At 67.2% G+C, this 11,594-nt stretch carries 11 protein-coding genes and 1 other RNA gene; 6 read left to right on the forward strand and 6 right to left on the reverse strand.

The genetic code is table 11. The features are described 5' to 3' along the window. Position 1: 1 nt before the first annotated feature. The 3 genes from LRC39_RS17925 to LRC39_RS17935 form a co-directional block, all read right to left on the reverse strand. Positions 2 to 502, reverse strand: coding sequence for a tripartite tricarboxylate transporter TctB family protein (locus LRC39_RS17925; RefSeq protein ID WP_346295151.1), 501 nt, complete (start codon positions 500 to 502; stop codon positions 2 to 4). 71 nt (positions 503 to 573) lie between these two features. After that, entirely contained in the window at positions 574 to 1,104 is a 531-nt protein-coding gene (locus LRC39_RS17930) for a chromate transporter (protein ID WP_107356316.1), read from the reverse strand. Beyond that, complete coding sequence (locus tag LRC39_RS17935; RefSeq protein ID WP_346295152.1) at positions 1,101 to 1,697, reverse strand: chromate transporter; 597 nt, start codon at positions 1,695 to 1,697, stop codon at positions 1,101 to 1,103. Before LRC39_RS17935 ends, LRC39_RS17930 begins: the two co-directional genes overlap by 4 nt. A 140-nt stretch (positions 1,698 to 1,837) precedes the next feature. Here LRC39_RS17935 and ssrA point away from each other — a divergent pair. The 5 genes from ssrA (at position 1,838) to LRC39_RS17960 (ending at position 5,228) form a co-directional block, all read left to right on the forward strand. After that, positions 1,838 to 2,206: a transfer-messenger RNA gene (gene ssrA, locus LRC39_RS17940) on the forward strand. Between the two features lie 216 nt (positions 2,207 to 2,422). Next, complete coding sequence (locus tag LRC39_RS17945; protein ID WP_346295153.1) at positions 2,423 to 2,959, forward strand: SspB family protein; 537 nt, start codon at positions 2,423 to 2,425, stop codon at positions 2,957 to 2,959. Positions 2,960 to 3,071: 112 nt separating this feature from the next. Beyond that, the gene (fumC, locus tag LRC39_RS17950) at positions 3,072 to 4,499 is read left to right on the forward strand and encodes a class II fumarate hydratase (RefSeq protein ID WP_346295154.1); all 1,428 of its coding nucleotides are present in this window, start codon (positions 3,072 to 3,074) and stop codon (positions 4,497 to 4,499) included. Between the two features lie 265 nt (positions 4,500 to 4,764). Next, positions 4,765 to 4,953, forward strand: coding sequence for a DUF4169 family protein (locus tag LRC39_RS17955; protein ID WP_107346670.1), 189 nt, complete (start codon positions 4,765 to 4,767; stop codon positions 4,951 to 4,953). Beyond that, positions 4,950 to 5,228: a ribbon-helix-helix domain-containing protein gene (locus tag LRC39_RS17960; protein ID WP_011159041.1), complete on the forward strand. Its 279-nt coding sequence runs from the start codon at positions 4,950 to 4,952 to the stop codon at positions 5,226 to 5,228. The genes LRC39_RS17955 and LRC39_RS17960 overlap by 4 nt, the downstream gene beginning before the upstream one ends. A gap of 20 nt (positions 5,229 to 5,248) precedes the next feature. Here LRC39_RS17960 and LRC39_RS17965 read toward each other — a convergent pair whose 3' ends face one another. Together LRC39_RS17965 and LRC39_RS17970 are read right to left on the reverse strand one after the other, a co-directional pair. Further along, entirely contained in the window at positions 5,249 to 9,070 is a 3,822-nt protein-coding gene (locus tag LRC39_RS17965; RefSeq protein ID WP_346295155.1) for an AsmA family protein, read from the reverse strand. A gap of 135 nt (positions 9,071 to 9,205) precedes the next feature. Then, positions 9,206 to 10,633: an FAD-binding oxidoreductase gene (locus LRC39_RS17970; protein WP_346295156.1), complete on the reverse strand. Its 1,428-nt coding sequence runs from the start codon at positions 10,631 to 10,633 to the stop codon at positions 9,206 to 9,208. 66 nt (positions 10,634 to 10,699) lie between these two features. Between LRC39_RS17970 and LRC39_RS17975 the strand changes: the two genes are divergently transcribed. Beyond that, a complete protein-coding gene (locus tag LRC39_RS17975) occupies positions 10,700 to 11,230 on the forward strand; it encodes a thioesterase family protein (RefSeq protein WP_346295157.1) in 531 nt (176 codons plus the stop codon). Here the strand turns inward: LRC39_RS17975 and LRC39_RS17980 are convergent. Further along, positions 11,227 to 11,400 carry a DUF1328 domain-containing protein gene (locus LRC39_RS17980; protein WP_107345284.1) on the reverse strand — a complete coding sequence of 58 codons (174 nt, stop codon included), beginning with the start codon at positions 11,398 to 11,400 and terminating at the stop codon, positions 11,227 to 11,229. The genes LRC39_RS17975 and LRC39_RS17980 overlap by 4 nt on opposite strands. Between the last annotated feature and the right edge of the window lie 194 nt (positions 11,401 to 11,594).

Here is an 11,594-nt window from a genome sequence, read left to right on the forward strand (position 1 = left end):
CTCACTGCGTCAGGAAGGCGGGCCACAGCGCGAACGGCAGCGCCAACCCATATACGAACAGCCCGCAGCAGGCCGCGGTCAGCACCAGGCCGACCACGAAGGTCTCGCCCCAGCGCGTTTCCGGCGTCCCCAGCGCCGCGATCAGGAAACTCGAGAACGCCGCGATCACCAGGCCGAGCGGCCGGATCGTCACCGCGAACGACAGGATCGCGAGGCCGACGAACAACGGCCCGCGCCAATGGAATTTCGCCAGCTGCTCGCCGGGGGCGAAGATCCCGGTCGCGGCGACCACCGCGCCCAGGCCGAGCAGCAGCACCGCCAGCAGCCGCGGCACCGTGCCGGCACCGAAGCGAAAGCCCTGCATGCCGCCGAGGTCGCTGGCCGCCCACAGCGCGAAGGCCGCCACCACCATCAGCGCCAGCCCGCCGACGAAATCCTGCGGTCCGCGGATCCAGCTCGGAAATACCGATCGCTCACGCAACCCGCTTGGCGCTTCGTCCATCGGTCCCTCCCCGCACTGCGCACCGCCCGCCTCGCGAACGGCATCTTCTGTCTTTGGCCTATCGGCTTGGATCAAACAACGCCGGCAAATCCCAACACGCCGCCGGCGAGCAACAGCCACAGCGGATTGATCCGGGTCACCGCCGCCAGCACCGCGACCGTCGCGGTCAGGATCACAGCCCCGGCGGACCGGTCCGAGCCCAGCGCCAGGATCAGGCCGCTCGCCGCCATCAGCCCGATCGACAGCGGCACCAGCGCCGCCTGGATGATCCCGGGCCATGGCGATTGGCCGGCCCGGCCCAGCAGCCGGCTGACCACATAGGCCAGCGTCGCGCTCGGCCCGCACATCCCGACGGTCGCCACCAGCGCGCCGGCGAGCCCGGCGGCCTGGTAGCCGATCAGCGTGACGATCAGCACGTTGGGTCCCGGCGAGAGCTGGGCGATCGCAAAGGCGTCGGCGAATTGCTGCTCGGTCAGCCAATGGTTGAGCGTAACGGCGACGCGGTGGATCTCCGGCAGCGCCGCATTGGCGCCGCCGATCGCGAACAGCGACATCGTGCTGAAGGTTGCGGCGAGACCGCCGAGCGAAGGCGCCCCGGTCATGCGGCGCGTCTCCGCAGCAGGTAGGTTGCGGCGATGCTGAACGGCACCGCGACCGCCAGCACCCACGGCATCGGCAGCCGCAGCACGCCGACCGCGACAAACACCGCGACCAGCAGTCCGATCGCGACCGGGTCACGCTTGCGCAGCAGCGGCATCAGCATCTTGAACACCACGGCGAACAGCAGCCCGATCGCCGCGTAGGACACCCCGGCCAGGATGCGCCGCAGGGTCTCCAGCTCGCCGTAATGGGCGTACAGCACCGCCAGCAGCGTCACGATCAGCAGCGGCGGACCGAGCAGCCCGGCAAACGCGGCGATCGCCCCGGGGATGCCCCGGAACCGCGATCCAAACACCACCGACAGGTTGACGATGTTCGGTCCCGGCAAGAAGTGACAGAGCGCGAAGGTCTCATTGAACTCGTCGGCGGTCATCCAGCGATGCTGTTCGACGATCGCCCGCCGGGCCCACACCAGCACGCCGCCAAACCCGGCCAGCGACATCTTGGCGAAGGCGACGAACAGCTCCCCGAGGCCGGGGGCCGGAGCAGCCGCGGCGCCCCCTGCATCACGATCGGGTGCATCGATAAGAGCCATTCGCAAGCTTTAGACCGCCGCGAGGAGCACAACTACCGGCTTTTCCGCCGTCCCCCTGTTCGCGCACAGCGAAGCTGCCCGGATGCTGGACCGGCCGTTCGGAAGTCCCGGCCGTCCGCCCACAAGTGCTTGGCCGCTAGGCCCTTTCGCCGGCCGGCATTGCCCCCTATATTGGGAGCGTCGGGGCAACCCGACTATGGAAATAAATGGCCGCCGCAATAAACCATTCGGACCCGGGGGCGGTACCCGGCGCCTCCACCCAAGCCCGCTCTTTTCGTTTCGGAAAGGCGGGTTTCGGCGGGGGCGAAATAGGATCGACGAGGGCGTAAAGGGCTCGCTTTTTCCCGGTATTGTTCCGCCGTTATCGGGCTACTGCAATAGTTGCCAACGACAACTATGCTCCGGTTGCTCAGGCTGCGTAAGGCAGTTTGAAAGACCACTTTAAAGCCCTAACGGGTTAAGCTCCGTTAGGCGGGGTTCGGAGGCACCTGGCAACAGAAGCCTCCACTCATTCTAATCATGCCTTGCTCGTTCAGAATTTGCAGGCTGGAGGATGGCTTGCCGCCGGTTTCTCCGGCGCGGCGCCGCACAATTCTGCCGCGATAGGTGCTGACCATACGCGGCGGCCGGGGTAGCATGATGTTCGGCGCGAGTCGGGCCCCGCCCCCAGTGCCGAACCAGCCTTCAGGCATCCGAGCGACGGAACGACGAGACGGGACGACGACATGGCCACCGACCACATCCGATACGACGTGCTCGCGCGCGATGCCTTGCGCGGCGTTCTGCGTCACGTCCTCACCGACGTCGCTCAGAACGGCCTGCCCGGAGAGCATCACTTCTTCATCACCTTCCAGTCGAAGGGCGACGGCGTGAAGCTGTCGCCGCGGCTGCTGGCGCAGTACCCGGAAGAAATGACCGTGGTGCTGCAGCATCAGTTCTGGGACCTCGTCGTCACTGAGGACCGCTTCGAGGTCGGGCTGTCGTTCGGCGGCATTCCGGAGCGGCTGGTGGTGCCGTTCGCAGCGATCAAGAGCTTCTTCGATCCGTCGGTGAAGTTCGGGCTGCAATTCGAAGCCGCCGATGAGGTCGACGAGACCGGCGAGTCCGACGACGTCACCGAACTGGTGACCGCGGCTCCGACGCCTGTGGCGCTGCCGTCGTCCACTGCCACCATCGACAGCGACGAATCCTCCGACGACCAGCCGGCGCGCTCCGGCGAAGGCGCCGAAGTGGTGCGCCTCGACCGCTTCCGCAAGAAGTAACGACCCTGCCGATTATCAGATCTTCCGCGCGCTGGATCGTTCCGGCGCGCTTGGCGTTGCCGGCCTGCGCCGCCGCGCCCCTCTTCGACCCTCAACTCCCAGGACGATGATCATGGCCCGCACGCCCCGCTCTCCCCGCCCCGCGCGTTCTGCTGCGACCCGAAGCGAGACCGACAGCTTCGGTCCGATCGATGTCGCCGCCGATCGTTACTGGGGCGCGCAGACCGAACGCTCGCGGCAGAATTTCCGCATCGGCACCGAGCGGATGCCGATCGGCATCATCCGAGGGCTGGCCATCGTCAAGCTGGCCGCGGCCGAGACCAACAAAGAACTCGGCCTGCTCGACAACCGCCGCGCCGGCGCAATCGTCCGCGCCGCGCGCGAAGTGATCGACGGCACCCATGACGATCACTTCCCGCTGGTGGTGTGGCAGACCGGCTCCGGCACCCAGACCAACATGAACCTCAACGAGGTGATCGCCAACCGCGCCAACGAACTGCTCGGCGGGGAGCGCGGTTCGAAGAAGCCGGTGCATCCCAACGATCACGTCAACATGAGCCAGTCGTCGAACGACTCGTTCCCGACCGCCATGCACATCGCCGCCGCGCAGGCGATGACTTCGGACCTGATCCCGGCGCTGACGCTGCTGCACGACGCGCTGCGCAAGAAGGAGAAGGCGTTCGCCAAGATCGTCAAGATCGGGCGGACTCACACCCAGGATGCCACCCCGCTGACGCTGGGCCAGGAGTTCTCCGGCTACGCAGCGCAGCTCGCCAGCAGCATCGCCCGGATCAAATCGGCGCTAAAGGAGCTGTATCCGCTGGCGCAGGGCGGCACCGCCGTCGGCACCGGGCTGAACACCCATCCGAAATTCGCCAAGGCGTTCGCCAAGCGCGCCGCTGCGATTACCAAGCTGCCGTTCGTCACGGCGCCGAATAAATTCGAAGCGCTCGCCGGCAACGACGCCTACGTGTTCGTGCATGGCGCTCTGAATGCCGCCGCCACCGCGCTGTTCAAGATCGCCAACGACATCCGCCTGCTCGGCTCCGGCCCGCGCTCCGGCCTCGGCGAACTGATCCTGCCCGAGAACGAGCCCGGCTCGTCGATCATGCCCGGCAAGGTCAACCCGACGCAGTGCGAGGCGATGACCATGGTGTGCTGCCAGGTGTTCGGCAATCAGACCACGCTGACCGTCGCCGGCAGCCAGGGCCATTTCGAACTCAACGTCTACAAGCCGGTGATGGCGCAGGCGATGCTGCAGTCGATCGGGCTGCTGGCGGATGCGGCGCGTTCGTTCACCACCAACTGCGTCGACGGCATCCGCGCCGATGAGCAACGGATCGGCGAATTGATGCAGCGCTCACTGATGCTGGTGACGGCGCTGGCGCCGACCATCGGCTACGACAACGCCGCCAAGATCGCCAAGGCGGCTCACCAGCGTGGTACGACCTTGAAGGAGGAAGCGGTGAGCTCGGGGCTGATCAGTGCGGTCGATTTTGACCGGCTGGTGCGGCCGGACAAAATGACGCATCCGGGCTAGCCTCGCGGGATGCCCCGAGAGTCGTAAAAATGCCCTTTCGGAAATTGATGTAAATCATATCCCTTGCGCGCCCAGATTGGTCAACTTGCACTTGCGGCGGTGTGGTTCGGCGGCCTTATTCGATTTACGGAATAAGTGTTGAACCACATCCAAGCAGCGATATGGTTTTGTTCTTGATGGTGATCGAGCCTCTAATGGCTTCGTGCATTCGTGCCCGCCTGGCTGGCGACGCCCGTTGCCGATTTAATCGATGATGGGTGACGTTATGACCGACGTGGTCAATTTGAAACGCTTCAAGAAGCGAGCCGAGCGGGAAGCAGCCGCTAAACTCGCAGATGCCAATCGCGCACGATTTGGCAGGACCAAATCGCAGCGTGCGCTCGACCAACATCATGTCAGCCGCGCCAATCAACTGCTCGATCAACACATAATCGGTGGCGAGGACGCGTCATGAAATCGCCGGTGGTGAAACGGTCGATCGTGGTCGCGGGCCACAAGACCAGTGTCAGCCTCGAAGAAGCGTTCTGGAACGGCATGAAGGAAATCTCCAGCGTGCGGGACATGACTTTGTCCGAGCTCGTCGGAGAGATCGACAGCAATCGTCAGCAGGGAAACCTGTCCTCGGCGATCCGGCTGTTCGTGCTCGACTACTTCCGCAGCCGCGCCTTGCAGGCGCAGCAGCAGGCAGTGGCAGATACCAAGACCGAGAGCTCGCTGACAGCGCACTGATCGTTCGATCGGTGCGCTGATCAGTCGGTCGCCCTCGCACTCGGGGGCGACAACATCAGGGGCGGACGCGGCCGTAACGGGCGCGCGTCTCCTGGTGCAGGTTTGATCTCCAAAGGCGGCGGCAGTGGCGCGAGCTTTTCGCGCGATGTCGAAGGCGCAGCGGTCGATGCTTGCGGCTGAGATGACGTTTGCGGCTGAGGCTGCGACGGTCGTTGCGGCTGAGCGCGCGGCTTCGGTGTCACCCGGCGCGGATCGGCATCCGGCAATGGCGGCGTGAGCGGCGGTGCCGGGCTGATCGCAGCGCCCTGCCCGATGCCCGGAGCGGCCGGCTGTGGTGTAGCCTCGGGCACGGTTTTCGGCACGGCTTGAGGATTGCCCGATGGCGCGCGTGTTACCGGGGGCGCCGTGTCCGAGTTCGCCGGTGTGGTGGGCGGCGGCAGGCTCGAGGTCTGCGCCGGAGCGCGATCGGCATTGGCTGGGGACTGAGTCGGTGCCGGCGGATCGGCGGCAGCGGCTGGTTTGCCGCTCTGTTCGAGCTGCTGCAGCTTGCGGGTCTCGCGATCGATCCGGCGGATCGACAGCCACGACGACAATCCCGACAGATCGACAGACCACTCCATCCGGTCCGGCGGCCCGGCCGCGAAGACTCGAATCTCCGGCGGCAGCTCCTGGGCCGGCTCGCCCTGAATCAGCGCGACCCGCAGATCGGCCTGCCCCGCCGCCACATCGTAGCCGCCCGACACCATCGCGCGGGCGTCCTTGGCCTGCAGCGTGGTCGGCGCCAGCTTGAAGCGGCCGTCGCTGACACTGATCGGAAACTGCGCGCTGTCGACTTTCAGCGGCCCGGCCTTCAGCGCCGGCTCGACCAGCTTCGCCAGATGGTCGGCATCAACCGGCTGGCCCTGATCGGCGGCGCGGATCGCGACGGCAAATGCGCCTGGGTCGAGGCCAGAGATCGTCGCCTGCGACAGCGTCACCGTGCCCCCGCCGGACAGCGCGCCGGCGAGCGCCGACGCACTGCGGCCGCTGCTCGCCAGCGTGGCTTGCAGCGACAGCTTCCCTGGCGGCAGCGCGAGCGCGCCATCGCGCAGCGCCGCGGCGTCGGCATCCTTCAAACTGAGCTGCGCATCGAGCGCCATACCGGCGTCGACCGGTTTGGCGGTCAGCACCGCCTTGGCGTCGCCGCCGCCGAGCTTGCCATTGCTTTCGAGCGTCAGTGACCGCCCGTCGCTGCGGATCACGCCGCGTAGAGGCTGCAGCTCGCTGCCGCCCGGCAGCTCGGCCCGCACCGCCTGAAACGCAATCTTGCCCCGCCAGCCGCGCAGCCAGCCCTGCCGGAGCGGCTCGTCGGCCGGGCGGCCGGCGGCACCGAGCGCGAGCTGCAGTGCCGGTCCGAGCGGCAGCGTGTCGATCCCGGCTTCGCCGTCGAGTTCGGCCGTCTCGCCGCGGGTCAGCACCAGCCGGCCGCGCAGCCGCGAGCCGGCAATGCCGGCGTCGATGTCCTTGAAGGTCCATTTGTGGCCGGCGACCGTCAGTTGCGTCGCCAGCGACAGCGGCGCATCGCTCGTGGCGGAGGACGGCAGATCGAGCAGCGGCGCCAGATCCAGCTTGCGTGCGTTCAGCGACAGCGCCGCCTTCGGCTCGGCCGCGAACGGCTCGATCTCGCCGTTCGCCTCGGCGTTGAGCCGAGTCGCTGTCAGCTTGGCTTTGCCGCGCAGCCCCCCGCGCCATTTGCCGGTGCCCGAAGCTTGCAGCGTCGCCGCGCCATCGCCGGCAGCGATCACGCGGTCGAGCCCGAGCAACGCCATCAACGCCTCGCCGCGGGGCGCCGACAGCTCGCCGTCGAGCTTGAGCTCGCTTAGGCCCAGCGCATCGAGATCAAGCTTGCCCAGCTCGGCAGCGGGCGGGCTCGACTTCACGGTCAAACGGCCGCTGAGCTGCGGCGTGGTCAGTTCGAGCAAGCCGCTGGCCTCGACATGGTCCCGCGCCGCGCCGGATTTCTCGGTCGACAGTGTGAGCTTGGCGCGTGCCTCACCGGCCTCGGCAGGCAATGCCTTCAGCCGGGCCGCAACGGCTGGCGCGAACGGATCGATTGCCGCCGCGATCGGCCCCGGCGACGGTGCCCGCGCTGTGAGGCTCAATCGTCCGGCGGCGTTGTCGCGATCGAGGGCTCCCTCACCTTCCAGCAGCAATCCGCCGGTGGTGCCGAGCTTCAAACGGTCGAGCGCGATCCGGTGCGGATCATACGCCAGCCGCAGCGCCGCAGGCTGCCACACCTGATCGCCGACGCTGAGCTTGCCGAGATCGAGCGTGAGGCTGGCCTGCTCCGGCCAGCCGCCCTCGGGACCGGCCAGCGTCCGTGCCCATTGCAGCGCGGCGTCGAGATCGGCGCTATCGCCCTTCAGCTCGGCGTCGATCTGCGCGCCTTGATCATCGCGCCGCGCCCGATAGGCGAAGCGGCCGCGCAGTGTGTCGCCGCCGCTCTGCACCGTCAGCGGATCGAGCACCCAAGCGTCGGAGCCGGCGCGGACCCCGCCGGCGATCCGCAGCGCCTTGGTCATGCCACCGGCGGCCGGCGTGCGACCCTGCAGCCAGGCGGCGAGCAGATCCGGATCGCTGGCGGACAGATCGAGCGTGCCGGTGATCGCCGCGTCCGCAGCCCCCGCGCCGCCGCGCAGCGCCAACCGGGTGCCGCCGGGCGCCCGCAGCTCGAGTTGCTCGATCTGCCAGGCCTGCGGATCGCCGCGCAGTTCGGCGGCGAGATCGGTGACCGGGCGATTGCCGATCATGATCTGGTCGGCGTCGAGCGACACACGCGCCGGCAATGGCGGTCGCGGCAATGACGCCGCCAGATCGCGCAGCCGCGCCAGCCAAGGCAGCGGCGGCGCTACATCGCCGGGCTTCGCGAGCAGCCGGTCGGCATCGAGCTGCCGCGCCGACAGCTTGGCATCGAGCCGTGGCGCCGCGCCAAACCGTGCTTCGCCGCTGCCGGTCAGCTTCAGTGCGCGGTCGTCAGCGCCCCAGGAGACCTCAACCTTATCCAGCCGCGCGAGCGCCGGATCGGCCTCGATCTTGGCGGCGAGCCGCCACGGCGTCCGCGGCGTCTCTCCCGCCGCAGCCGCGAGCGCCGCGAGCGAAGCTGTGCCGTCGAACCGGGGCCGGCTTTGCTCGAACCTCACCAAGCCGTCGAGATCTGCCGCGATCCCGCCGGCGCCGTGGCTAATCCCGGCGCGCAGCCGGATCGCGTCGCTGTCCGCTGCGCGGCTGGTTGACAGCCGGAACGGATAGCGCTGGCCGCCGAGCAGGAAATTGCCGTCGCCACGCAGCGCCGCGGCCTGCGCCCGCAGCTCGCCGGAGAATGCGATGTCGCTGAGTTCGAGATTGCTGCGGCTCGCCGCATCATGCAGCGCGATCCGTCCCGTCAGGTTGAGCCGATCGACGGTGAGCGCGGCGAGATTGGACAGTCCGGCCGCCGGCCAGTCGAGCCGGCCCTGCGGATCGAGGCCGAGATCGAGCGCCAATCCGTTGATCGACAGTTCGGCGGCGCGCAGCTCGCCGCGCATCAGCGAGCCGAGGCTGAATTCGACATCGAGCTTGGCGGCACCGACCCGGCCGGCGTCGTTGGCGCCACCCACCGTCACCTGCTGCAACCGCAGCGACGGCGTCGGCAACAGCCGCGCATCAAGCGTGCCGGCGACGCGAACCTGGGCGCCGAGCAGCCGCGTCGCTTCGGCCTCAAACGGCCCGCGAAACTGGTTCCAGTCGATCAGATACGGCCCGACCAGCGCGGCGAGCAGCGCCAGGATCAGCGCGATAGCCAGGCCGAGCAGCGTCGTCTGCACGCGGTCTCCCCTCGGGGGCGTTGTGACGCCCCTCGCTGGCGTCGTTCTTTCGTGATTTCAACGCCTAGCGACAGACTGTGGCGAACTCACAGCAACTTCAAGCGGCGGATTCACGCGGCCCAAAGTTGCTGTGGTTCAAATCCCTTGCGGCAGGATCTTGCCGGGATTGAAGATGTTCTGCGGATCAAGCGCCTGCTTGATCGCACGCATCGCCTGCAGCGCTTCGAGACCGAGCTCGGCCTGCAGATACTTCTGCTTGCCCTGGCCGATGCCGTGCTCGCCGGTGCAGGTGCCGTCCATCGACTGCGCCCGTTCCACCAGCCGGTGCATGAACTCATCGGCGCGCTTCAGCTCTTCGGCGTCGTTGACGTCGCACAGCAGCGAGCAGTGGAAGTTGCCGTCGCCGACATGGCCGACGATCGGCGCCAGCAGCCCGAGCCGGTTGAGATCGGCCTCGGTCTCGCCGACGCAATCAGCCAGCCGCGAGATCGGTACGCAGACGTCGGTGGCGACGACGCCGACGCCGTCACCCTGGCGCAGCGCCCGCACCGACCAATAGGCATCGTGCCGGGCCTGCCACAGCTTGTTGCGGTCTTCCGGACGGGTGGTCCAGGTGAAGTCGCCGCCGCCGCAGTCCTTGGCGATGGTGCCGAAATTCTTCGACTGCTCGCCGACTTCGACTTCGCTGCCGTGGAATTCGAGCAGCAGCAGCGGCGTCTCCGGCAGCGTCAGCTTGGAATAGGCATTCACCGCCTTGACCTGGGATTCGCTCATCAGCTCGATCCGGGCCAGCGGAATACCGGTCTGGATCGCCAGGATCACCGCCTGGCAGGCGTCGCTGACCGAGGGGAACGAGCACGACGCTGCCGCGATCGTCTCCGGGATGCCGCGCAGCTTGATGGTCAGTTCGGAGATGATGCCGAGCGTGCCTTCCGAGCCGACGAACAGGTGGGTCAGGTCGTAGCCGGCGGCCGACTTCTTGGCGCGGGTGCCGGTGGTGATGATCTCGCCGTCGCCGCGCACCACCTTCAGCGCCAGGATGTTGTCACGCATCGTGCCGTAGCGCACCGCATTGGTGCCGGAGGCGCGGGTCGCCGCCATGCCGCCGATCGAGGCGTCGGCGCCGGGATCGATCGGGAAGAACAGGCCCTGGTCGCGCAGGTTCTCGTTCAGCGCCTTGCGGGTGACGCCGGGCTGAATCACGCAGTCGAGATCCTCGGCGTGGACGGCGAGGATCTTGTTCATGTCGCGGAGATCGATGCAGACGCCGCCGGCCGGCGCGTTGACATGACCTTCCAGCGAGGTGCCGGTGCCGAACGCAATCACCGGCACGTTGTGCTGCGCACAGATCCGCACCGTGTCCTGAATGTCCGCAGTGTCCTGCGCCATCACCACCGCGTCCGGCGGCTGGTTCGGCAGCCAGGTCGTGGTGTGGCCGTGCTGCTCGCGCACCGCAAGCGAGGTGACGAGGCGGTTGCCGAACCGCGCCGCGAGCGTTTCAATGGCGCTCGCCACGGCCTGCGGCTCGGCGCGCTTCGGCGTGTTGGTGATGGTCAGGCCCACGATAAAAACTCCTTCGGAACGGGGCGACCGTGGCAAAGGATACCGGAGGGGTCAAGGGAGGTACGATTGACTTTGGAAGTAGATCGCAGCAGCGAAATCGGCACCGTATCTGGGCCGTTCCTGTCGTCGGTGATGCAGATCGAGCCCGGCTGGATCGACTATAACGGCCACCTCAACATGGCCTATTACAACGTGCTGTTCGACCGCGCGATCGATCAGATCTGGAGCGAGCTCGGGATCGGCGTCGATTATCTGAATACGCGCGGCGGCTCGACCTTCACGGCCGAAGCTCACGTCCGCTACTTGCGCGAGATTCATCTCGGCGACCCGGTGCAGGTCGCGGTCTACATTGTCGCGGCAGACCAGAAGCGGATCCACACCTTCGAAGAACTGCGCCATGCCGAGGATGGCTGGCTGTCGGCGACATCCGAGAACATGTCGATGCACGTCGATATGGCGAGCCGGAAAGTCGCGCCGTTTCCGGACGACATCCGCGCCAACATCGCGCGGATGGCAGAAGCTCATCGGGCCCTTCCGCAACCCGAGGGCATCGGACGCAGCATCGCGATGCCCTCGAAGAAGCGGCCGGCGTCTTAGACCCGTGTGCGGCCGCGGAAGATGCTGACTACCGCCGAGATCAGGAACAGCACGATCGCGATGAAGAAGATGATCTTGGCGATTTCGATCGACGCACCGGCGATGCCGCCAAAACCCAGCAGACCCGCGATCAGCGCAACCACGAGAAACGTCACGACCCAACCCAACATGTGATGACCTCCGTTTCGCTTCAGGCACCCGCTGGCGGCTGCCTCTTGGGATGAGGCGCCGCCGGTTTCGGCTGCGCCGCTTGGCGAAACAATCCGAGGCTGGAACGAAAGTTCCGGCCGGTTTCGGCGTGTCAAGGCGTCATTTTCACGCGAGAAATCGGAACGAAATCGCCTTAACCGGCCGCTGCGCCGGC

It is taken from the genome of Rhodopseudomonas sp. P1 (genome assembly GCF_039642825.1).
Taxonomy (GTDB): domain Bacteria; phylum Pseudomonadota; class Alphaproteobacteria; order Rhizobiales; family Xanthobacteraceae; genus Rhodopseudomonas; species Rhodopseudomonas palustris_H.

Excerpts from the sequence above, each read along its gene's own strand:
- LRC39_RS17925 (WP_346295151.1), bottom strand. The coding sequence starts at position 502 with ATGGACGAAGCGCCAAGCGGGTTGCGTGAGCGATCGGTATTTCCGAGC.
- LRC39_RS17930 (WP_107356316.1), bottom strand. The coding sequence starts at position 1,104 with ATGACCGGGGCGCCTTCGCTCGGCGGTCTCGCCGCAACCTTCAGCACG.
- LRC39_RS17935 (WP_346295152.1), bottom strand. The coding sequence starts at position 1,697 with ATGGCTCTTATCGATGCACCCGATCGTGATGCAGGGGGCGCCGCGGCT.
- LRC39_RS17945 (WP_346295153.1), top strand. The coding sequence starts at position 2,423 with ATGGCCACCGACCACATCCGATACGACGTGCTCGCGCGCGATGCCTTG.
- fumC (WP_346295154.1), top strand. The coding sequence starts at position 3,072 with ATGGCCCGCACGCCCCGCTCTCCCCGCCCCGCGCGTTCTGCTGCGACC.
- LRC39_RS17955 (WP_107346670.1), top strand. The coding sequence starts at position 4,765 with ATGACCGACGTGGTCAATTTGAAACGCTTCAAGAAGCGAGCCGAGCGG.
- LRC39_RS17960 (WP_011159041.1), top strand. The coding sequence starts at position 4,950 with ATGAAATCGCCGGTGGTGAAACGGTCGATCGTGGTCGCGGGCCACAAG.
- LRC39_RS17980 (WP_107345284.1), bottom strand. The coding sequence starts at position 11,400 with ATGTTGGGTTGGGTCGTGACGTTTCTCGTGGTTGCGCTGATCGCGGGT.